Raw genomic sequence first — 20,168 nt, 5'->3', positions numbered from 1 at the left:
CGATCACATCCGGAAGACGCCGTACCCGGCGTCGGTCATCGGGACACGGGAGACGACGTCGAGGGCGAGTCCGAGCACGTCGCGGGTCTGCGCGGGCTCGATCACGCCGTCGTCCCAGAGCCGCGCGGTGGAGTAGTAGGGGCTGCCCTGGCGTTCGTACTGGTCGCGGATGGGCGCTTCGAACGCCGCCTTCTCCTCCTCGGTCCAGGCGTTGCCGGCGGCGCTGAGCTGCTCGCCCCGCACGGTGGACAGCACGGATGCCGCCTGTGCGCCGCCCATGACCGACACCCGTGCTCCCGGCCACAACCAGAGGAAGCGCGGCGAGTAGGCGCGACCGCACATGGAGTAGGTCCCGGCACCGAACGACCCGCCGACGACGACCGTGAGCTTGGGTACGCGGGCGCAGGCGACGGCGTTGACCATCTTCGCGCCGTGCTTGGCGATGCCGCCGTGCTCGTATTCGCGCCCCACCATGAAACCGGTGATGTTCTGGAGGAACAGCAGCGGGATGCCGCGTTGGTCGCACAGTTCGATGAAGTGCGCCCCCTTCATCGCCGACTCGGCGAACAGGACGCCGTTGTTGGCGACGATGCCGACCGGGTGGCCGTGGATGTGTGCGAAGCCGGTGACGAGGGTCTCGCCGTACTCCTGCTTGAACTCCGCGAACCGGCTGCCGTCGACGAGCCGTGTGATGATCTCGCGCGCGTCGTAGGGAGTCGTCAGCTCGACCGGGACGACGTCGTAGAGGGTGTCGGCGTCGTGCGCGGGCGGATCGGCCGGCCCGAGCTCGTACGGCAGCGCGGCCCAGCGCGGCAGCGTCGCGACGATGTCGCGAACGATCTGAAGGGCGTGATGATCGTTCTCGGCGAGATGATCGGTGACACCCGAGATGCGCGAGTGCGTCACCCCGCCCCCGAGTTCCTCCGCCGTGACGACCTCGCCGGTCGCGGCCTTGACCAGAGGCGGACCGCCGAGGAAGATCGTGCCCTGGTCGCGCACGATCACGGTCTCGTCGCTCATCGCCGGGACGTAGGCGCCGCCGGCGGTCGAGGAGCCCATCACCGCGGAGATCTGCGCGATGCCGTCGCGCGACATCCGCGCCTGGTTGTAGAAGATGCGGCCGAAGTGCTCGCGATCGGGGAACACCTCGTCCTGGAGGGGCAGGAACGCGCCGCCGGAGTCGACGAGGTAGATGCACGGGAGGCGATTCTCGGCCGCGACCTCCTGCGCGCGCAGGTGCTTCTTCACCGTCATCGGATAGTACGTGCCGCCTTTGACGGTGGCGTCGTTGGCGACGACCATCACGTGCCGCCCGTGGACGAGGCCGATGCCGGCGATGACGCCGGCGACGGGAGCGTCGCCGCCGTAGAGACCGTGCGCGGCGAGGGGGGCGAGTTCGAGGAACGGGCTTCCGCGGTCCAGCAGCAGGTCGATCCTGTCGCGAGCCAGGAGTTTGCCGCGGGCGGTGTGCCGCTGGCGCGCGCTGTCGGGGCCGCCCCGCGCGGCCTCCTCGCGCACCTCGCGCAGCGTCGCCACGAGCTCGCGGTACCCGTTCGTCGTCGTCGACACGGCATCCTCATTTCGGTTATCAATCAGTAACCCAATCAGGAACATAGCGCCTGAGGCGAGGATTGTCCACCGTCATCATCGATCTGGGGCTGGAGCACGATGGTGCGGCACAATATTGCGATGAGCACGTCCGCCGAGCAGCCGCCGTCCTACTGGTACGTGGACGAGGATGCGCGCTCGACATCGGTCATGGAGGCCATGCGCTCCTACCGGGCTGCCGAGGTCGCGATGCGGCGGAGGACCCAGCAGTCGATGGACATGGGGGAGAACGAGCTCCTCGTGCTGCGCTTTCTCGCACGCGCGCATATGCGCGGCGAGAACGTGACGCCCGTCACCCTGAGCCGCTATCTCGGGATCACGTCAGCGTCGACGACCGCGCTGCTGGATCGGCTCGAGAAATCGGGCCACATCACGCGCACGCCCAATCCGGACGACCGGCGCAGCGTCCTCATCCGATCGAGCGAGAAGTCCGACGACGAGGTGCGTCACACCCTGTCGGCCATGCACGAGCGCATGATGGCGGTCGTGCGGGAGATGGATCAGGACCAGCGCGACACCGTCATCCACTTCCTCGACGCGATGCGCGTCGCGGTCGATCACATCGACGCGTAGTCGCGAGCGCCCGCGGGGTCGGCGATATCGTCGGCGGCCCCGGTCGCCGCATCCAGGAAGGCCAGCACCGCTGCGCGACCGTCGTCGGAGAGCTGATCGATGGCGCGCGCGACACGGTCCTCGAACGCGTCGACGAGGGCGGCGACCTCGGCTGCCGCGCGCTCGGTCGGTGCGATGAGGATGCTGCGACGGTCGGTGGGGTGGCTCACGCGCTGAACGCTGCCGAGCCGCTCCAAGCGATCGAGCAGCGCCGTCGTCGATGCCGAGCTGATGCCCAGGTGGCGCGAGATCTCGCTCGGCTTGACATCGGTGCCCGCGCGGTCGCAGGCCAGCACGTACTGGAGAATGCGGAGTTCGTTCTCACCCAGGGCGGCATGGGTGCGCACGCGCTGATGCATCTGCGCGTCGGCCGCTCGAAAGCGTGCGAGCGCTTCCAGCACGGGGGCCGTGTCGGATGTGTGTGCGGTCGTCACCTCACTCACCTCCCAGAAGAAGTCGTCGCCGAAAAAGTCCGGTGTCACCAATATAGCTCATGAATTATCTCGCTTGACTAACTACTTATCCACGGAATAACCTTTCTCGTAACAGACCTGGCGTACCGCGCCACACGGAGGGAGTCACGATGGGACGCATGTACTACGGCAACAGCGCCGACGCCATCGAGATCGACGATGTCGACCTCGCCCACCTTCGGATGGTGACGATGACGAAGCTGCGCCGGTCGGAGGGCTTCAGCCTGACGTTCTCCTCGCCCGCCTACGGACGGACCGCCCTGTGGGTGCACAGTGCGATTCCCCTGCGCTTCGAGTTCGACGACGCGGAGCCGATTCGCCTCGACCCCGCGCGGGTGAACGAGATCGCCCAGGCGGCGGCTTCGGCGGCTGGAGTGGTGATGGAGCGTGCGCTGACCACCGCGCCGTCGCGCGCGGAGCTGGCGGCCGTCGCATGAGCATCATCGCTCCCGCGTCGCCGGGGCGCGTCACCTGGGCTCGCGTCAGCGAGGGCTTCTTCGTCGCCTCGCGTGCCGGCGACTACGTGGGCTGTGTGGAGGCCACGCCCGACGGTCACTTCGTCGGCTTCGACTCGCGATCGACCCCGGTGGGCCGCTACGTGAGCCTTGCGGAGGCCCAGCGCGCTGTGTTCACCGCGCACGCGGTGCGGCCCGAATCCGGTGTCGAGTCCTCGCCGCGGGCGCAGGTGCTGTGGCAGACAGCGGCAACGGTGAGCGGTGTCGTCGCGCTGGGAGCCTTGGCGACCGCCGTCCTCACGACTCCTCTGATCTAGACCGCGTGATCTAGACCGCGAGATCCCAGGGGCCTCGCGATGCTCAGACTCCGGCGGCGGTTGCCTCGGCGATGGCCTGCTCGGTGCGTCCCTGCAGGTAGCCGCACAGCTCGGCGAGGTCGGACAGATCTGCTGACAGTCGCGCAACGCCCGTGGCATCGAGGTCGAAACTCTCGGTCCGGGGCTCGAACGTCACCATCCACCGCGGGTGGCCGTCGGCGATGACCGGCTGGATGTAGGTGACCGTGGACGCGTTGCTCAAGGCGACGACGACGAGGCCGGAGTCCGGTCCCGGAGTGAAGTCCTTCTCGAGAACCGATACGGAGGAGGCCTCGACGTTGCGGTCCTCGAGGTAATCGCGCACCCATGAGGCGACCGTTTCCTGGTTGCGATAGGGCATGGGGCCTCGATTCTCGGCTTCAGCGTGCCGGAAGGCACAAACCCATTATGCCGCCCGTGGTCGCAGTGCACTCGACAGAAGCAGGGACATGGCCGCCACGGGGTCCGAATCATCGGCGAGCCAGCGGATCTGAACGCCCTCCCACCCCGTGATGACCAGGGCGGCCAGAGCGGTGTCGTCGCCGACGGGCGGGTCGATCCTTCCGGCGGCGCGATCGGCGGCGATCGCGCCGGCGTAGTCGGCGATGACGCGCGCGTACCGCTGGCGCAGCCAGTCGTGCGCCTCGTGTCCGGGGTAGGTGGCCTCCGCCGAGACGATGGAGAACATGCGCACCAGCTCGCGACGGTCGAGATTGCGTTCGACGATGCCCAGCACGGTCGGGATGAGTCCGTCGCGACGGGTGCGTCCGAGGAAGTCGGCATCTGCGGCATCCTCCTGCTCCAAGACCGCTGCCAGCAGCGACACCTTCGTCGGGAAGTGATGCATGACCGTCGTCAGGCCGAGCCCCAGTTCAGCGGCGATCTGACGCAGGGAACCTCCGCGGTAGCCGTGGGCGCTGAAGATCGCCGTCGCCGACGCGATGATCTCCGCGCGCCGTTCGGCCGACTTCGCGTACGGACCGCGGCGAGCCGGAGTCGGGGTCGTCATGGCATGACAGCGTACCGTGGCGCGCGCCGAAAAAACCGTGCATGTGCACGATATTCGATATAGGATGCCGTCATGGCAACGCAGGCACGGGAGTATCGCTGGGTCCGAGACGGCGCGACGGGGGCGCGGCGCATACGCTACGGCGCCGACTACAACCCCGAGCAGTGGTCGCGCGACGTCTGGGCAGAGGACATGCGTCTGATGCGCGAGGCCGGAGTGAACGTCGTGTCACTCGCGATCTTCTCGTGGGCGCTCCTGGAGCCGCGTCCGGGCGAGTACGACTTCGCCTGGCTCGACGAGGTCATCGATCTGCTGCACGAGAACGGCATCGACGTCGACCTTGCCACGGCGACGGCGTCGCCTCCTGCCTGGCTGTCGCAGCGGCATCCCGAGATCCTCCCGCAGACCGAGGACGGCACCGTGCTGTGGCCGGGTGCGCGTCAGCACTGGCGGCCCACCTCGCCCGTGTTCCGCGAGCACGCGCTGCGACTGGTGCGCGCCCTCGCAGAGCGCTACGGCGATCACCCTGCGATCATCGCCTGGCACATCTCGAACGAACTGGGCTGCCACAACATCTACGACTACTCCGACGACGCCGCCCGGGCCTTCCGTGCGTGGCTGCGGCAGCGTTACGGCACGCTCGACGCGCTCAACGATGCCTGGGGAACGGCCTTCTGGTCGCAGCACTACACCGAGTGGGATCAGATCCTGCCGCCGCGCACCGCGCCCACGCACCGCAACCCCGGCCAGCGGCTCGACTTCGAGCGGTTCTCGTCGGACGCGGTGCGCGATCACCTGCGCGCCGAGGCCGCCGTGCTCGCCGAGGTGACGCCCGACATCCCGTTCACGACGAACTTCATGGTCGCGCAGAACGTTCGGGACATCGACTACCCCTCGTGGGCCGGGGATGTCGACTTCGTCTCCAACGACCACTACCTGCGGCCTGGCGAGGTCGGCCGTGATGACCTCTCCTTCTGGGCGAATCTCACCGGCAACATCGCCGAGGGGCGGCCCTGGTTCCTGATGGAGCACGCGCCGAGTGCGATCAACTGGCGCGAGGTGAACCCGCCCAAGCGGCCGGGCGTGCTGCTGCGCGACGCGCTGACCCACGTCGGGCACGGGGCGGATGCGGTGTGCTTCTTCCAGTGGCGCCAGTCCCGCGCCGGCGGCGAGCGGTACCACTCGGGCATGGTGCCGCACGCCGGCGAGCACAGCCGTGTGTTCCGTGACATCGTGGCGCTCGGTGCACGGCTGCAGGAACTGTCGGAGGTCACCGGCTCGCACCGGGAGCGTGCACGCGTCGCGGTCGTCTTCGACTACGAGTCCTGGTGGGTCAGCGGGCGCGACTCGCACCCCACCGACGCGATCCGCTACGACGACGAGACGCTGGCCTGGTATCGCGCGCTGCTGGACCTCGGCGTGCGCACCGACGTCGTTCCCGTCTCGGCATCCCTCGACGACTACGAGGTCGTCATCGCGCCGATGCTGCACGTCGTGCCCGACGCGTTGCGCACCCGGCTGGAGACCGTCGTGCGCAGCGGCCGCCATCTCGTGACGACGTACTTCTCCGGAATCGTCGACGAGCACGACCGGGTCTGGCTGGGCGGCTACCCCGGCGCGCTTCGCGAGGTGCTCGGCGTGACGGTCGAAGAGTTCGTGCCGCTTCTGCCCGAGGAGGAGGCCGTGCTCGCCTCCGGGGCACGGGCGCCGCACTGGAGCGAGCGGATCGCCCGCGTCGGCGCCGACGTCGAGGTGCTGGACACCTATGCGGCCGGCGACCTCGCCGGGATGCCCGCCGTCACCCGTCGCCGGGCCGGCGACGGGTCGGCGACCTACGTCTCCGCCGACCTCGGTCGGGAGGGCGCCCGCGCCCTGCTCGAGCGTCTCGCCGGTGACATCGACGCACTCGCGGCCGACCCGCTCGCGGCCGGAGGTCGGCTCGAGGTGATCGTCCGCGAGGACGCGACGAACCGGTATGTGTTCCTCGTCAACCGCACCGACGAGGAGGTCGTCGTCGACGCCGGAGACGGTCTGCGCGTCGCCCCGCGCGGCGTGGAGGTGCTGACTCTTCCCGTCGGTGCGTCCGACGAGGCGGCCGTCGCGGCTGCGCACGGCAGGATGGGCTCATGAGAGAACGTGTCGCCTGGGATGCCGGAACGTGGACGAGTCCGCCGGCCGCGGTGAGTGAGCGGGACGGCGCGCTGGTGGTCACCGCCGTCGAAGGCAGTGACGCATGGCGCCGCACGGCGTACGGCTTCGTCCACGACACCGAGCACGCGCTGATCGCACCGCTGCCGGTCGGGACGGCCATGGAGGTCGTCTTCGAGGCCGACTTCACAGCGCAGTTCGATCAGGCGGGACTGTTCGTGCGCGCCGACGATGAGCGCTGGATGAAGGCCGGAGTCGAGAACGCCGACGGTGTGCTCGGCGTCGGCGCCGTCGTCACCGACATCATGTCGGACTGGTCGGTCGGGGCGGTGCCGGAGTGGGCCGGGCGGCCGTTGCGCGTGCGCGTGAGCCGCGGCGAGGATGCCCTCACCGTGCGCGCCGGCGTCGACGGCGAGCCGTTGCGTCTGGTGCGGGTCGCGCCGTTCCGCGGCGATCTCGACGCGCAGGCGGGACCGATGGTGTGCGCGCCGACGCGCGCCGGCCTCGAGGTCGTGTTCACCGAGTGGCTGCACACCGACGCCGACGCGTCCCTGCACTGATCACGCCCGCGGCTCGTACCGGCGCAGCTCCTGTGTGCGCGCGACGAGGTCTCGCAGCTGTTCGAGCTCTCCGTCGATCACGCCCGCCGCGCGTGCCTGGATCAGGACGTTGCCGAGCGCGGTCGCCTCGACCGGTCCCGCCACGACGGGAACGCCGCACCGGTCGGCCGTGCGCTGACACAGCAGTTCATTGAGTGCACCGCCGCCGACGAGGTGGACGGTGCGCACGTCCACGCCGCCCAGCCGGGACGTGGTGGCGACGGCATCCGCGAAGGCCTGCGAGAGCGACTCGACGATCGCGCGGACGTACGCGGCGCGCGTCCGCGGCGGGGCGACACCGTTCTCGTCGCACCACGCGTCGATGCGCGCGGGCATGTCGCCGGGGGCGAGGAAGCGGGGGTCGTCGACGTCGAACACGGGCGCGGCGGATGCCGGCACCTGCGCCGCCGCGGCCAGCAGCGTCGCCAGCTCGACGTCCCCGCCATCGCGCGACCAGCCGCGGACGGCCTCGCTGAGGATCCACAGCCCCATGACGTTGTGCAGCAGGCGCACGCGCCCGTCGACGCCGCCCTCGTTGGTGACGTTCGCGGCGCGCACCGCGGGAGTCAGCACCGGATGGGCGACCTCGACGCCGACCAGCCCCCAGGTCCCGCACGAGATGTAGGCGGCGGCCTCGGCCCGCATGGGCACGGCGACGACGGCGGATGCCGTGTCGTGCGAGCCCACGGCGATGACCGGCGCGGTGCCGCCCACACTCGCATGGACGTGGGGGAGGAGCTCTCCGATCCGCTCGCCCGGAGCGATGAGCGGCGGGAGCACGGTGCGCGGCAGTCTGAGAGCGGACACGAGCTCGTCGTCCCATGTTCGCCTGCGCGCGTCGAGCAGCCCCGTCGTCGATGCGTTGGTGAGCTCGGCGCGGCGAGCGCCGGTGAGCCAGAAGGCGATGAGGTCGGGGATCAGCAGCAGCGTGTCGGCGGTCGCCATCAGCTCGGGCGGCTCGGCGGCCAGTTGGTACGCCGTGGTGAACGGCAGGAACTGCAGGCCGTTGCGCGCGAACAGGTCGTCGCGTGCGATGGCGGTCTCCACCGCCGCGACGCCGCGGGCGGTGCGCTCGTCGCGATAGTGGAACGGGATGCCGAGCAGCCGCCCGTCGCGCAGCAGCGCGTAGTCGACGGCCCACGAGTCCACGCCGATGCTCGCGATCTGCGGTTCGCGGCGGAAGGCGTCCCGCAGGCCGTGCACGGATGCGGCATAGAGCCCTGCGGCATCCCAGTGCAGGCCCGTGCCCAGGCGGATCGGATCGTTGGGAAATCGCGCCACCGTCTCGGTGTCGAGGATGCCGCGCCCGACCCGCCCGAGCACGACGCGCCCGCTGGTCGCGCCCAGATCGATCGCGGCGACCGCGCGTGGCGTGTGGATCATCGCAGGAACGCGGCCGCGACGCCGGAGTCCACCGGGACGTGCAGGCCCGTGGTGCGCGACAGCTCGGGTCCGGTGAGCACGAAGACCGCGTCGGCGACGTTCTCGGGCACCACCTCGCGCTTGAGGATCGTGCGGTTGGCGTAGAACTGGCCGAGATCCTCCTCCTTGACCCCGTAGGTCGCCGCGCGGTTCGCGCCCCAGCCCGCGGCGAAGATCCCGGAGCCGCGCACCACGCCGTCGGGGTTGACGCCGTTCACCCGCACCCCGTGTTCACCCAGCTCGACCGCGAGCAGACGCACCTGGTGCGCCTGGTCGGCTTTCGTCGCCGAGTAGGCGATGTTGTTCGGTCCGGCGAAGACGGAGTTCTTCGAGGAGATGTAGATGACGTCGCCGCCCATCCTCTGCGCGATGAGCGCCGCTGCGGCGGCCTTCGACACCAGGAACGAGCCCTTGGCCATGACGTCGTGCTGCAGGTCCCAGTCCTTCTCCGTCGTCTCCAGCAGCGGCTTCGACAGCGAGAGACCGGCATTGTTGACGACGAGGTCGACGCCGCCGAAGGCGAGGATCGTCTCGTCGATCGCGGCCTGGACGGCCTCGGCATCCGCCACGTTCGCCGCGACGCCGATCGCCACGTCCGGCCCGCCCAGCTCCGCGGCGGCGGCCCGGGCCTTCTCGAGGTCGAGGTCGGCGACCACGACGCACGCACCCTCGGCGGCCAGGCGTGCGGCGATCGCTTTGCCGATGCCGGAGGCCGCGCCCGTGACGAACGCGATGCGCCCCTGGTGGCTCTTCGGCTTCGGCATCCGCTGGAGCTTGGCCTCCTCCAGGGCCCAGTATTCGATGCGGAACTTCTCGGCGTCCGAGATCGGGGTGTACGTGGAGACCGCCTCGGCGCCGCGCATGACGTTGATGGCGTTGACGTAGAACTCGCCCGCCACTCGCGCCGTCTGCTTCGTCGCGCCGTAGGAGAACATCCCCACCCCCGGCACGAGCACGATGAGCGGGTCGGCGCCGCGCATCGCGGGACTGTCGGCGTCGGCGTGCGCGTCGTAGTACGCCCGGTAGTCGACACGGTAGTCCTCGACCAGCTCGTGCAGGCGGCCGAGCTGGTCGTCGAGGGAGGCCGTCGCGGGCAGGTCCAGCAGCAGCGGCTTCACCTTGGTGCGCAGGAAGTGGTCGGGGCAGCTCGTGCCCAACGCCGCGAGGCGCGGCGACGCCTCGGACGCGAGGAATTCCAGCACGGTGTCGCTGTCGGTGAAGTGACCGAGCATCGGACGATCGCTGGAGACGAGGCCGCGGATGGTGGGCGCGAGCGCCGCCGCGCGGGCACGCCGCTGCGCGAGGGGAAGGGCCTGGTAGCCGTCCCGAACTCCTCCGAACGGAGCCGGATCGCCGTGTTCGGCGAGGTAGGCGGCGGCCATCGCGATGATAGTGGAGGAGTTTCGCTCGGCCTCGGCGCTGGTCTCGCCCCATGCGGTGATGCCGTGGCCGCCGAGGATCGTGCCGATCGCCCGGGGGTTCTCGGCCCTGATCGCCGCGATGTCCAGCCCGAGCTGGAAGCCCGGACGGCGCCAGGGCACCCAGACGACCGTGTCGCCGAAGATCGCGCGGGTGAGCGCGGGGCCGTCGGCGGCGGTGGCGATCGCGATGCCCGCATCGGGGTGCAGGTGGTCGACGTGGGCGGCATCCACGAGCGCGTGCATCGCGGTGTCGATCGAGGGAGCGGCGCCGCCCTTGCCGTGGAGGCAGTAGTCGAACGCGGCGACCATCTCGTCCTCGCGGTCGACGCCGGGGTACACGTCGACGAGCGCGCGCACGCGGTCGAGGCGGAGCACGGCCAGTCCCGGCTCGGTGAGCGTGCCCAGGTCGCCGCCGGAGCCCTTGACCCAGAGCAGCTCGACGGGGGCTCCGGTGACCGGGTCGATGTCCGTGCCCTTGGCGGACGTGTTGCCGCCGGCGTAGTTCGTGTTCGCGGGGTCGGCGCCCAGACGGTTGCTCCGGGCGAGGAGTTCGGCGACGGTGGGGTTCGTCATCTCAGGCACCCCATCCTGCCTGCACGCCGCCGACGCGCTCGGCCGCACTGCGTTCCGCGTAGCCGGATGCCGCATAGGCGGCCATCGGGTCGGCGGGAAGTCCCCGCTCCACGCGCCAGGCGGCCAGCTGAGGCCGGACATCCGTCTGGAACGCGTCCATGAGGATCGCGTTCGCAGCGAGCACGTCGTTGCTCTGCTGAGCGGCGCTCAGCGCCTCGCGGTCGAGCAGGAGTGCGCGCGCCGTCATCTCCTGCACGTTGAGCACCGAGCGGATCTGGCCCGGGATCTTGTCCTCGATGTTGTGACACTGATCGAGCATGAACGCGACATCCGGATTGTTCAGACCGCCGCCGCGGATGACCTCCACGAGGATGCGGAACAGCTGGAAAGGGTCGGCTGCCCCGACGATGAGGTCGTCGTCTGCGTAGAAGCGGCTGTTGAAGTCGAAGGAGCCGAGTCGTCCGAGTCGCAGCAACTGCATGACGATGAACTCGATGTTGGTGCCGGGGGCATGGTGGCCGGTGTCGAGGCAGACCATCGCCCTCTCGCCCAGGGCCGCCACCTGCACGTAGGAGGTGCCCCAGTCGGGAACGTCGGTGTGGTAGAACGCCGGCTCGAAGAACTTGTACTCCAACACGAGGCGCTGCTCGTCGCCCAGGCGTGCGTAGATCTGCTGCAGCGAGTCGTGGAGGCGATCCTGTCGGTCCCGCATGTCGTTCTGGCCGGGGTAGTTGGATCCTTCGGCCAGCCAGATCTTCAGGTCGCGCGAGCCCGTGGCATCCATGATGTCGATGCACGCGAGGTGATGGTCGATCGCCTTGCGGCGGATGCGTTCGTCGTGGTGCGTCAGCGCGCCGAACTTGTAGTCCTCGTCCTGGAAGGTGTTCGAGTTGACGGTGCCCAGGCGCACGCCGTGGTCTTCGGCGTGGCGGCGCAGGGCAGCGTAGTCCTCGACCGCGTCCCAGGGGATGTGCAGCGCGACGCTCGGTGCGAGCGCCGTGTGACGGTGCACCTGCGCGGCATCCGCGATCTTCTCGAACGGATCGCGGGGCGTGCCGAGGGTGGGGAAGACCCGGAAGCGGGTTCCCGAGTTGCCGAAAGCCCACGAGGGCAGCTCGATCGCCTGGGCGGCGAGGGTGGACAGGTTCTCTGGTGACAGCGTCGTCATTCTCGGGCTTCTCTCGACAGGCGTCTGATTCTCGAACGCGCATTGAATCGTTTCAAACGGTAGTGTCGTTGAAACGATTCGTCAAGATCGACAAGGGGCGGAGATGGGCGTCAGTGTGAAGGACGTCGCTGCCGCCGCGGGCGTCTCGGTGGGCACAGTCTCCAACGTGCTCAACCGACCCGAGAAGGTCGCCGCCGAGACCGTCACCCGGGTGCAGAGCGCCATCGAGCGTCTCGGATTCGTGCGCAACGACGCGGCGCGCCAGCTGCGCGTGGGGCGCAGCCGCGCGATCGGGCTCGTCGTGCTCGACACCGCGAACCCCTTCTTCGCCGAGGTCGCCCGCGGGGCCGAGGAGCGCGCCGCGGCCGAGGATCTCGCGGTGCTGTTGGGCAACAGTGATCATCTGCGTGACCGCGAGGACGCCTACCTCGACCTGTTCCGGGAGCAGCGCGTCAACGGTGTGCTCCTCACGCCGACCGCGCGTGATGCGTGGCCGATCGAGCGGCTGCGCGCCGCGGGAATCCCCGTGGTGCTCGTCGATGCGGAAGACCACGAACGACGGGTGCCTTCCGTCGCCGTCGACGACGTCGAGGGCGGATTCCTCGCCGCGGCACATCTGCTGGCCCTCGGCCGGCGTCGACTGGCCTTCGTCGGCGGGCCCGCCCACGTGCGGCAGGTCGCCGACCGACTCGCCGGCGCACGCCGTGCGCTCGACGCCGTCTCGGATGCGACGCTCGAGGTCGTCGACGTCGACGCGCTCACGGTGCTCGCCGGACGCCGTGTCGGCGACGCGCTCGCCGCCCGAGCGCCCGCGGATCGGCCCGAGGCCGTGTTCTGCGCCAACGATCTGCTCGCCGTGGGGCTGCTGCAGGGGGCAGCGATCCTCGGCGGCATCCGCGTCCCCGAGCAGCTCGCCCTCATCGGCTACGACGACATCGATTTCGCGGCGACGGCCGTCGTGCCCCTCTCCTCCATCCGCCAACCCGCGCGGAGCATCGGGGCGACCGCAGTGGAGCTGCTGCTCGAGACGCTCGACGATCCCGCGGCGACGCGCGCCGTCCGCTTCCGTCCGGAGTTGGTGGTGCGGGCCTCGACCGGCTCGTGAGCGCGGGCGCGACTCACTCGACGCTGCGCACCCACCTCTGCGCCGGCACCGCCAGGGTGCGCTCTCGCGCGCCGAGCACCGTGATCGTGCGGTCGGTGTCGCCGAGATTCGCAGCAAGCAGCGTGGCCGCACCCCTGTCGTCGACCGCTCCCACCACCCACAGCAGCCCGTCGCGACTGCCGCCGTACAGCAGCCTCTGCCCGGACAGCTCCGAGAGCGCGCGCACGGCGGCGGCGACGGGATAGGGGATGCCGCGCTCGTCGCGGATGCCGCGCGGACCCCACTCCTCGAAGAAGGCCAGGCTTGCGACACCGGGCACCGCCAGCGCCGCAGCGGAGGCGATCGTCCACGCGGCCATCGGCGCGCTGCGCTGGCGCGCGTCGTCCGGCGCGACCAGAGCCGCTCCGTACCCGCGGGTGAGCTCGCTCGTCGCCGGAGACGGCGCGGGCGTCGTCGCGACGTCGTTCACCCGCGGATGCAACGTGACCGGGCCGATGTGCACGGGCACTCCGGCCGCCAGAACGACGGCTTGTGAGGCGACGAGGCGCTGGATGCCGAGCGACTCGATCAGCTGGGCGGTTCCGGTGCTGTGGAAGAGGGGTGTGAGGCTGAAGGCGAGACCGTCGACCGTGTCGTCCAGGCGATGGTGCTCGCGATTGAGCTGGGTGAAGTGCGTCCGCACGCCCCCGATCACCGTCGCCGCCGCGACGTGGTGACCGCGGTGCGCGAGTGCGGCGCGCAGCAGCGCCGTCGCCTCCCGATCCGCGAGCTGGGCAGCATCGCCGTCGAGCCAGAAGGCGCCGAGGCGGGAGACATCGTGGTGTGCGAGCGCGGCGACGGCGCGATCCAGCGCGTCCACGGTCGCTTCTCGCGCTTTCGAGGCGGACGGCAGCAGCAGCCGCACATCCAGGCGTCCGCCCGACCGTGCCGCGCGCTCGAGCGCGGCCGGCCAGCCGGCCCATCCGAGATCGAGCTCGACGAGCACGGGGAGTGATCCGACCGCGTCATCCGCGCGTGGCTCGGGTGCAGGATCGGCTCCCGTGGCCGCCCCGACGGCGATCTCCGGAAAGCGGCCGGCGGTGATCAGAGCGACCGCGTCCGTCTGTGGGGCGGGGCCCTCCGCGGCGGGTGCAGGCGTCGCCCGCCGGGCCGTCACCCTCACCGCCTGCGTGATCCGTGCGCCGGCGGCCAGCTGCACCGGGAACGGGAGAGCGAGCGGCCGGCTGTAGGTCTTGAACGAGGCGTCGGTCCAGTTGCGCTGGTCTTCCATCTCGAAGACGTCGCCAGAGAACACGACCTCGACCGCGAGGCCGGCGTGCGTCCATCGCAGCGCGCCGATGTCGAGAACGGGTTGGTGGGGGCTGATCGCGCGGGGGAACGTCGTCGACTGCTCGCTGCCGTCGGTGTGGGTCACCGACAGCGTGGTACCCGCCACTGTCGGCGGGTGGAGGACCACGAGTCCGGTGCGATTCGTCTCGAAGGGCCGCGTCGTCTGGAGATCGCACGCGACGGTCAGCGTGGAATCCGCCGCGTGCACGCGGACCGTGCCGACGAAGGAGGACCCGTGACCGCGCGAGCGCACGTGCAGCGTGAGCGACGCGTCGTGCTCCTGGACGCGTTCGACGACCAGTGCAACGGTGTTCCAGTCGCGGTCGCGGACCACGGCGCGCACCGACCGGAGGACCGGCACGCCGTCGACCGAGATGGCGGCGAGCTCGTCGCCGCGCAGGTCGAGCGACCAGCGCCCCGCGCTCCAGCGCCGCGGATCCTCACCCCACCACTGCTCCGTCACAGCGACGTCATGCCCCCGTCGACCTGGAACGTCGCACCCGTCGCGAAAGCGCCATCGTCGGACGCGAGGTAGACCATGATGCCGGCGACGTCGTCGGGGGTGCCCGCCCGTCCGATCGGGATGCGCTCGACGATCGCGGCCCGTGCCTCGGGATCGTCGGTGATGGCCGCCACCAGCGGCGTCTCGGTGTACGCAGGCTGCACGGTGTTCACACGGATGCCGGTGCCGGCGTACGCCGCAGCCACCGTGCGCGCGAGGCCGTGCACGCCGGCCTTCGACGCGCTGTACGCGGTGAAGTCCTTCCCCTCTCCGTTGACCGCCGTCGGGCTGCCGGTGAGGATGATCGAACCGCCGCCGCGGGCCAGGAGCGAGCGGACCGCGTACTTGACCGTCAGGAAGGTGCCGGTGAGGTTGACGTCGATCGTGCGGCGCCAGACGTCGAGGTCGAGGTCCGCGATGGGCGCGTCGTGGCCGAAGAGTTGCACGCCGGCGTTGGCGACGACCACATCGGGCGCCCAGCCGGCCGCGTGCACCTCCGCGAACCCCGCGGCCACCGACGCCTCGTCGGAGATGTCCATCGTCAGCGCTCGCGCAGCTGCGCCGATGCGCGCGGCTGCCTCGGCGGCCCCGTCGCCGTTGCGATCGGCGAGGATGACGCGGGCTCCCTCCCGGGCGAACCGTGTGGCGACCGCCAGGCCGATACCCAACGCGCCACCCGTGATGAGGGCCGTCTTGTCGTTCAGCTGTCCCATGGGGTCCTCAGTTCTTCGGCGCGAGCGGGCGCTCGATGCGGTCGAGGTGGAGCATCCGCGCGAGGTTCTTGTCGAGCTCGTCATCGCGGAAGATCTTCTTCCAGTCATCTTTGATGATGCTCTCGCGACCGTAGTCCATCGCGATGAGGCAGGCGTCGCTGAAGGGGTTGTCGCCGCGGAGCCCATTGGCCAGCGCCACCTGCGTGTGCCCGTACAGGATGCTGCGCGCCGCCGCCTCGGGAACTCCCATCGTGTGGATCGCCTCGTGCAGGGCCTCGTTCAGGAGCGCGCCGATCATGCAGGCGACCGTCTCGACAAGCGTCGGCTCGAGCTGGGCGAGCTGCTTGACGCTCACCCAGTGCACGTCCACGACGGGTGCGTAGATCGCCCGCACCGTGTCCTCGACGATCGCCCTCTTCTGCGGGTCGTCGCTCTCGATCGCGGCGATCGCGTCCTGCGGTGCGGCGACGCCGCCGAAGGTGTCGGCCCATTCCTCGGCGCTCTGCCGCTGGAGGAACACCGACGGATGACAGGGGTGCGCGACCGCCTGCACGATGTCGTCGCGCGTCGTCAGGAGCCCGGCATAGGCGGCGGCGGGGTCGAGGGTCAGGACGATCGTGCCCGGTCGCAGCTGGGGCACGAGCTCCGCGGTCACCGGCGCCAGAGCGAGATCGGGCACGGCGAGCACGACGATGTCGGCGTCGACGACGGCAGTGGCGGCGTCGGACAGCGTGCGACCCGCGGCGAGGACGCGCTCGCGACCGGCCGGCGAGGTCTCGACGTAGTGGACCGTGTGGGCGGTGCGCACGAGGTTGTCGGACACGCGCGTGCCCATCTTGCCGCCGGCGCCGAAGACGGCGATGGTGTGGCTCACGGGGTTCTCCTCAGGTATTCCAGGGTGGTGCGGGTCCAGTCCCGCTCGGTGCGGATGGTGGTCTCGGCGTCGCCCTGCCACGGCAGCCAATGCTCGACGATCTCGTCGATGCCGCGCTCGACCGGGCGGACGGTGGCGCGCAGGTGCGCGTAGTCGTGCAGTCCTGTCCCCATCGGGGCGCCGGCGTAGGTGAAGCCCACCCATCCGTCGCGCCGGCTGAACGCGAAGTCCTTGACGTGCACATTGCGCGTGGCGGATGCCGCGGCCTCCACGCAGGCGCGGGGATCCTCGAGCCGGGCGACCACGTTGGCGGGATCGAGGCAGATGCCGAGGTGCGCGCTGCCGACATCGTCGACGAGGCGCACCAGATCGTCGGTCGCGACCTGCTCGTACGTCTCGAGCGCCAACGTGACCCCCGCCTGTTCGTACGAGGACGCGGTCGCCGTCAGCCACGCCCGAGCCTCGGACGGCGACGGCTGCGGGTGGGGTGCGCCGACCATGGTGCGCACGAGGTCCGCGTCGAAGACCGCGGCGAGGCGGAGGTAGTGCTCGAGGTGTGCGGGGGAGATGCCCTTGGTTCCGAGCTGGATCCGCAGGCCCAGCTCGCGGGCGACGCCGGCCGCGGTGCGCAGCTCGGCATCCGTCATGGCCTCCAACGGCGCGTAGTCGCAGATCTGGAACAGTCCCACATCGAGCGCGCGCGTCGCGTGGAAGGCGTCGATGAGGCTGAGTGGCTTCGGGGCGCGATCGGAGTGCTGCCAGAAGAACGCGTAGGTGCCGAGCCCGATCACGGTGTCGACGTCCGTGTGAGGGCCGCCGCCTCGTCGACCACGGCGGCGAGCGCCGCGGGGTCGTGCGCGAAGCGGCCGAGGAACACGCCGTCGACGTCGCCGTCCAGTCGCGTGAGCAGGCCGGGACCGGCGGAGCCGCCGTAGATGACACGGGAGCCTCCGCGGGCGGGATCGGCGTCGAGCGCAGCGCGCAGGGCGCGGGTGACGACGCGGATGTGATCGGTCGGTGCCGGCTCGGGAGCGCCGATCGCCCAAACGGGCTCGTAGGCGACCATCACGGGCGCCGTCGGAGCATCGGCGAGGGCCGTGCGCAGCTGTGCGAGCGTCGCGGATGCCGCGGCATCCGGGTCTTGCCGGCTCGTCTCACCCACGCAGAGAAGGGGAGTGAGGCCCTCGCTGAGTGCCGAGGACGCTTTCGCCGCCACGTCCGCGTCGGTCTCGCCCCGCAGCCGCCGGCGCTCGGCGTGCCCGATCTCGACGAGCGTGACTCCGGAAGCGGACAGTTCGGAGGCGGTGGTCTCGCCGGTGAAGGCGCCCGGGGGAAAGGCGGAGACGTCCTGGGCCCCGACGCGTATGCGCGTGGGGGCGCAGGTGGCCACGGCATCCGCGATCTGGAGATAGGTGGGCACGATGAACACCTCCACGGCTCCGGAGCGGACGGCGGGCAGGGTGCCGACGCGGAACGCGACCTCCTCGAACCACTCGCGCGCCTGCTGGCGACCGAAGTACGCCTTCAGGCTCACTCCGACGGTGAGCGCCGCCATCAGCAGGAACCGGTGCTCTCGTACTGTGCGATGACGGCGACTTTCTCCGCCGATGCGGACGCGTCGTCGAAACGGTAGGTGAGCCACTCCCGGACGAGTCGGCGCGCCAGCTCCACTCCCACGACGCGCTGGCCCATCGTGAGCACCTGGGCGTTGTTCGAAAGCACGCCGCGCTCGACGGAGAACGAGTCATGGGCGGTGACGGCCCGGATGCCGGGAACCTTGTTGGCCGCGATCGCGACGCCGAGCCCCGTGCCGCAGATGAGCAGGGCCCGATCGGCCTCGCCCCGCGCCACACGCTCGGCGGCTTCGATGGCCACGCGGGGGTACGCGGTGTGCCCGTCGGCATCGACTCCCACGTCGACGACGTCGATGACGCCGGGGTGGGCGAGCAGATCCTGCTTCAGGATCTCCTTGTAGTCGAATCCGGCGTCGTCACTGCCGATCACGAGGCGGAGGGGCGTGGTCATGCGTGAGTCCTCTCGGAGTCGGCGAGTGCGCCGGCGGTGGCGTCGGCGATGAGAGCGAGCGAGTGCGCGCCGGGGTCGGGGGTGCCGACGCTGGCGGTCCCGTGCGTGCGGGCGCGCCCGCGCCGGGGGAGCAGGTCGGCGGTGGAGGCCGCCGCCGTTCGCGCGGCGGATGCCGCCGCGGTCCAGGCTTCGGCCAGAGGGGTGCCCGCCGCGACCGCTCGGGAGAGCGCGTCGCTGAAGGGCACGAGGGCGTCGACGAGGGTCTTGTCGCCGACGGCGGCGCCCCCGTGAGCCTGCACGGTGCGGGCCGCGTCCGCGACGCCCGCCGCGACCTGAGCGGGCGCGGGGGTGCCCGCATCGCCCAGGTGCGCGGCGATCGCGGTGAGGATCAGACCCCACAGCGCCCCCGAGGTTCCGCCGGCCCGATCCGACCATGCGTCGGCGGCGCGGCGCAGGACGCTCTCGGCTCCGGCGCCGGCCGCGACCGCCTCCGCGGCGGCCGCGCGGGCAGCGCGTGCCCCGCGCTGCATGCCGATGCCGTGGTCCCCGTCGCCGGCGACGGCGTCCATGCGCCCGAGCTCGTCGGCGTTCCTGTCGATGGTGGTCGCGGAGGTGTCGAGAAGATGCAGCACCGTGGTCGCGCAGCGGCGCGACTGGTCGTCGCCGGAGGTCACGGGCGCGGCGGGCGTTGGGGGCGTCGATGCGTCGAGCGCCTCGTCGGTGGCGGGGCGGCCTCCGCCGACGCGGGCCCGGTCGACCTCCTGCGGTGCACGGCGGTAGGCGGGCGTGTCGACGGGGGTGTCCCAGAGCGTCGCCAGCTCGTCATCGAGCCAGAACAGCGTCAGCGAGGTTCCCGCCATGTCGAAGCTCGTGCAGTAGTCGCCCACGTGCGGATCGACGATGACCGCGCCGGCCTCGGTGAGCCGCGCGGCGACGCGGCGGTAGAGCACGAAGAGCTCCTCCGCGGCGAGCGAGCCGAGTCCGTTGAGGATGGGAACGACCCGGCATCCGCTCACCTCGACGCCATCGGGCACCTCGGCCAGCAGGTGATCCACGAGGAGGTCGGCCAGCTCGTCGGCGGTCGGCACGTCGGTCTCGCCGATGCCGGGCTCGCCGTGGATGCCGAGTCCCACCGCCATGCGACCGATCGGCACCGAGAACAGGGGTGCCGGGGCGCCGGGGAGCGTGCAGCCCGAGAACGCGACGCCGAAGGAGCGGGTGCGCTCGTTCGCGTGCGTGGCGATCCGGGTCACGCCGTCGAGGTCGTAGCCGGCCTCGGCGGCGGCCCCGGCGATGCGGAAGACGGTCAGATCGCCCGCGATCCCGCGACGGCGGTGACGCTCGTCGGGCCCGGCGCTCGAGATGTCGTCGGTGACGGTCACGGTCGCGCAGGCGATGCCGTCCGCCCGCAGGCGCTCCTGGGCCGCGTCGAAGTTCAGGACGTCGCCCGCGTAGTTGCCGTACGAGAAGAACACCCCGCCGCCGCGGTGTGCGGCGCTCGCCACGGCGTGCACCTGCTGCGTCGACGGCGAGGCGAAGAGGTTGCCCATCGCCGCACCGTGGGCGAGCCCCCGACCGACGAGGCCGCCGAAGGCGGGGTAGTGGCCCGAGCCGCCGCCGATGACGACGGCGACCTGACCCGGTCGCGCGCCCTCCCGGCGGACGACGCCCCCGGCCACGCGTTGCACGTAGGCGGCATGGGCGGCCACGAAGCCGTCGATCATCTCCTCGGCGAAGTCTGCCGGGTCGTTCCAGAGGCGCGTCATCGCGGGGTTC

At 70.9% G+C, this 20,168-nt stretch carries 20 protein-coding genes; 6 read left to right on the top strand and 14 right to left on the bottom strand.

All coding sequences use genetic code 11. From position 1 onward, the window contains the following. Window positions 1–3: 3 nt before the first annotated feature. Complete coding sequence (locus CEP17_RS08260; RefSeq protein WP_112931912.1) at window positions 4–1,614, bottom strand: carboxyl transferase domain-containing protein; 1,611 nt, start codon at window positions 1,612–1,614, stop codon at window positions 4–6. 75 nt (window positions 1,615–1,689) lie between these two features. Here CEP17_RS08260 and CEP17_RS08255 point away from each other — a divergent pair, with 75 nt between their 5' ends. After that, entirely contained in the window at window positions 1,690–2,181 is a 492-nt protein-coding gene (locus CEP17_RS08255; protein WP_036317576.1) for a MarR family transcriptional regulator, read from the top strand. Here the strand turns inward: CEP17_RS08255 and CEP17_RS08250 are convergent. Beyond that, on the bottom strand, window positions 2,166–2,702 hold the full coding sequence (locus CEP17_RS08250; protein ID WP_036317577.1) for a MarR family transcriptional regulator: 537 nt from the start codon (window positions 2,700–2,702) through the stop codon (window positions 2,166–2,168). The two genes, CEP17_RS08255 and CEP17_RS08250, sit on opposite strands and share 16 nt — an antisense overlap. A 101-nt stretch (window positions 2,703–2,803) precedes the next feature. Here CEP17_RS08250 and CEP17_RS08245 point away from each other — a divergent pair, with 101 nt between their 5' ends. Both CEP17_RS08245 and CEP17_RS08240 read left to right on the top strand, forming a co-directional pair. Then, the gene (locus CEP17_RS08245; protein ID WP_036317578.1) at window positions 2,804–3,130 is read left to right on the top strand and encodes a hypothetical protein; all 327 of its coding nucleotides are present in this window, start codon (window positions 2,804–2,806) and stop codon (window positions 3,128–3,130) included. Next, complete coding sequence (locus CEP17_RS08240; protein WP_005047706.1) at window positions 3,127–3,465, top strand: hypothetical protein; 339 nt, start codon at window positions 3,127–3,129, stop codon at window positions 3,463–3,465. The genes CEP17_RS08245 and CEP17_RS08240 overlap by 4 nt, the downstream gene beginning before the upstream one ends. 43 nt (window positions 3,466–3,508) lie before the next feature. On the opposite strand, the gene CEP17_RS08235 is transcribed toward CEP17_RS08240, so the two are convergent. Both CEP17_RS08235 and CEP17_RS08230 read right to left on the bottom strand, forming a co-directional pair. Next, on the bottom strand, window positions 3,509–3,865 hold the full coding sequence (locus tag CEP17_RS08235) for a hypothetical protein (protein WP_005047703.1): 357 nt from the start codon (window positions 3,863–3,865) through the stop codon (window positions 3,509–3,511). Window positions 3,866–3,910: 45 nt separating this feature from the next. Further along, window positions 3,911–4,513, bottom strand: a complete 603-nt coding sequence (locus CEP17_RS08230) for a TetR/AcrR family transcriptional regulator (protein WP_112931911.1) — start codon at window positions 4,511–4,513, stop codon at window positions 3,911–3,913. A gap of 72 nt (window positions 4,514–4,585) precedes the next feature. On the opposite strand from CEP17_RS08230, the gene CEP17_RS08225 reads away from it, so the two are divergent. After that, on the top strand, window positions 4,586–6,643 hold the full coding sequence (locus CEP17_RS08225; protein ID WP_112931910.1) for a beta-galactosidase: 2,058 nt from the start codon (window positions 4,586–4,588) through the stop codon (window positions 6,641–6,643). Next, a complete protein-coding gene (locus tag CEP17_RS08220) occupies window positions 6,640–7,221 on the top strand; it encodes a DUF1349 domain-containing protein (protein ID WP_112931909.1) in 582 nt (193 codons plus the stop codon). The genes CEP17_RS08225 and CEP17_RS08220 overlap by 4 nt, the downstream gene beginning before the upstream one ends. Here the strand turns inward: CEP17_RS08220 and CEP17_RS08215 are convergent, their stop codons facing one another. The 3 genes from CEP17_RS08215 to rhaI are packed head-to-tail and all read right to left on the bottom strand — an operon-like array spanning window position 7,222 to window position 11,844. Next, window positions 7,222–8,643 (bottom strand): rhamnulokinase family protein, encoded by a 1,422-nt coding sequence (locus CEP17_RS08215; RefSeq protein ID WP_112931908.1) that lies wholly within the window; start codon window positions 8,641–8,643, stop codon window positions 7,222–7,224. After that, window positions 8,640–10,676, bottom strand: coding sequence for a bifunctional aldolase/short-chain dehydrogenase (locus tag CEP17_RS08210; RefSeq protein ID WP_112931907.1), 2,037 nt, complete (start codon window positions 10,674–10,676; stop codon window positions 8,640–8,642). The genes CEP17_RS08215 and CEP17_RS08210 overlap by 4 nt, the downstream gene beginning before the upstream one ends. Window position 10,677: 1 nt before the next feature. Next, complete coding sequence (gene rhaI / locus CEP17_RS08205; protein WP_112931906.1) at window positions 10,678–11,844, bottom strand: L-rhamnose isomerase; 1,167 nt, start codon at window positions 11,842–11,844, stop codon at window positions 10,678–10,680. 103 nt (window positions 11,845–11,947) lie between these two features. On the opposite strand from rhaI, the gene CEP17_RS08200 reads away from it, so the two are divergent. Continuing rightward, window positions 11,948–12,949 carry a LacI family DNA-binding transcriptional regulator gene (locus CEP17_RS08200; RefSeq protein ID WP_112931905.1) on the top strand — a complete coding sequence of 334 codons (1,002 nt, stop codon included), beginning with the start codon at window positions 11,948–11,950 and terminating at the stop codon, window positions 12,947–12,949. A gap of 13 nt (window positions 12,950–12,962) precedes the next feature. Here CEP17_RS08200 and CEP17_RS08195 read toward each other — a convergent pair whose 3' ends face one another. Genes CEP17_RS08195 through CEP17_RS08165 form a run of 7 tightly spaced genes read right to left on the bottom strand, consistent with a single transcriptional unit; the run spans window position 12,963 to window position 20,158 of the window. After that, a complete protein-coding gene (locus CEP17_RS08195) occupies window positions 12,963–14,741 on the bottom strand; it encodes a hypothetical protein (protein ID WP_112931904.1) in 1,779 nt (592 codons plus the stop codon). Continuing rightward, on the bottom strand, window positions 14,738–15,493 hold the full coding sequence (locus tag CEP17_RS08190) for an SDR family NAD(P)-dependent oxidoreductase (RefSeq protein ID WP_112931903.1): 756 nt from the start codon (window positions 15,491–15,493) through the stop codon (window positions 14,738–14,740). The genes CEP17_RS08195 and CEP17_RS08190 overlap by 4 nt, the downstream gene beginning before the upstream one ends. Window positions 15,494–15,500: 7 nt before the next feature. After that, on the bottom strand, window positions 15,501–16,367 hold the full coding sequence (locus CEP17_RS08185) for a phosphogluconate dehydrogenase C-terminal domain-containing protein (RefSeq protein WP_083867956.1): 867 nt from the start codon (window positions 16,365–16,367) through the stop codon (window positions 15,501–15,503). Further along, window positions 16,364–17,158 (bottom strand): TIM barrel protein, encoded by a 795-nt coding sequence (locus CEP17_RS08180; protein WP_112931902.1) that lies wholly within the window; start codon window positions 17,156–17,158, stop codon window positions 16,364–16,366. Before CEP17_RS08180 ends, CEP17_RS08185 begins: the two co-directional genes overlap by 4 nt. Next, window positions 17,155–17,922 (bottom strand): triose-phosphate isomerase family protein, encoded by a 768-nt coding sequence (locus tag CEP17_RS08175; protein WP_112931901.1) that lies wholly within the window; start codon window positions 17,920–17,922, stop codon window positions 17,155–17,157. Before CEP17_RS08175 ends, CEP17_RS08180 begins: the two co-directional genes overlap by 4 nt. Further along, a complete protein-coding gene (locus CEP17_RS08170) occupies window positions 17,922–18,392 on the bottom strand; it encodes a ribose-5-phosphate isomerase (RefSeq protein ID WP_112931900.1) in 471 nt (156 codons plus the stop codon). The genes CEP17_RS08175 and CEP17_RS08170 overlap by 1 nt, the downstream gene beginning before the upstream one ends. Further along, complete coding sequence (locus CEP17_RS08165) at window positions 18,389–20,158, bottom strand: dihydroxyacetone kinase family protein (protein WP_112931899.1); 1,770 nt, start codon at window positions 20,156–20,158, stop codon at window positions 18,389–18,391. Before CEP17_RS08165 ends, CEP17_RS08170 begins: the two co-directional genes overlap by 4 nt. Window positions 20,159–20,168: the final 10 nt, after the last annotated feature.

It is taken from the genome of Microbacterium sp. PM5 (genome assembly GCF_003293595.1).
Taxonomy (GTDB): Bacteria; Actinomycetota; Actinomycetes; order Actinomycetales; family Microbacteriaceae; genus Microbacterium.
This window is presented reverse-complemented; position numbering and strand designations above follow the sequence as displayed.

What these genes read in the sequence shown, in the direction of transcription:
- CEP17_RS08165 (WP_112931899.1), bottom strand. Translation starts at nt 20,158, where the DNA reads ATGACGCGCCTCTGGAACGACCCGGCAGACTTCGCCGAGGAGATGATC.
- CEP17_RS08210 (WP_112931907.1), bottom strand. Translation starts at nt 10,676, where the DNA reads ATGACGAACCCCACCGTCGCCGAACTCCTCGCCCGGAGCAACCGTCTG.
- CEP17_RS08260 (WP_112931912.1), bottom strand. Translation starts at nt 1,614, where the DNA reads ATGTTCCTGATTGGGTTACTGATTGATAACCGAAATGAGGATGCCGTG.
- CEP17_RS08240 (WP_005047706.1), top strand. Translation starts at nt 3,127, where the DNA reads ATGAGCATCATCGCTCCCGCGTCGCCGGGGCGCGTCACCTGGGCTCGC.
- CEP17_RS08245 (WP_036317578.1), top strand. Translation starts at nt 2,804, where the DNA reads ATGGGACGCATGTACTACGGCAACAGCGCCGACGCCATCGAGATCGAC.
- rhaI (WP_112931906.1), bottom strand. Translation starts at nt 11,844, where the DNA reads ATGACGACGCTGTCACCAGAGAACCTGTCCACCCTCGCCGCCCAGGCG.
- CEP17_RS08215 (WP_112931908.1), bottom strand. Translation starts at nt 8,643, where the DNA reads ATGATCCACACGCCACGCGCGGTCGCCGCGATCGATCTGGGCGCGACC.
- CEP17_RS08220 (WP_112931909.1), top strand. Translation starts at nt 6,640, where the DNA reads ATGAGAGAACGTGTCGCCTGGGATGCCGGAACGTGGACGAGTCCGCCG.
- CEP17_RS08170 (WP_112931900.1), bottom strand. Translation starts at nt 18,392, where the DNA reads ATGACCACGCCCCTCCGCCTCGTGATCGGCAGTGACGACGCCGGATTC.
- CEP17_RS08225 (WP_112931910.1), top strand. Translation starts at nt 4,586, where the DNA reads ATGGCAACGCAGGCACGGGAGTATCGCTGGGTCCGAGACGGCGCGACG.
- CEP17_RS08190 (WP_112931903.1), bottom strand. Translation starts at nt 15,493, where the DNA reads ATGGGACAGCTGAACGACAAGACGGCCCTCATCACGGGTGGCGCGTTG.
- CEP17_RS08255 (WP_036317576.1), top strand. Translation starts at nt 1,690, where the DNA reads ATGAGCACGTCCGCCGAGCAGCCGCCGTCCTACTGGTACGTGGACGAG.
- CEP17_RS08230 (WP_112931911.1), bottom strand. Translation starts at nt 4,513, where the DNA reads ATGACGACCCCGACTCCGGCTCGCCGCGGTCCGTACGCGAAGTCGGCC.
- CEP17_RS08235 (WP_005047703.1), bottom strand. Translation starts at nt 3,865, where the DNA reads ATGCCCTATCGCAACCAGGAAACGGTCGCCTCATGGGTGCGCGATTAC.
- CEP17_RS08200 (WP_112931905.1), top strand. Translation starts at nt 11,948, where the DNA reads ATGGGCGTCAGTGTGAAGGACGTCGCTGCCGCCGCGGGCGTCTCGGTG.
- CEP17_RS08175 (WP_112931901.1), bottom strand. Translation starts at nt 17,922, where the DNA reads ATGGCGGCGCTCACCGTCGGAGTGAGCCTGAAGGCGTACTTCGGTCGC.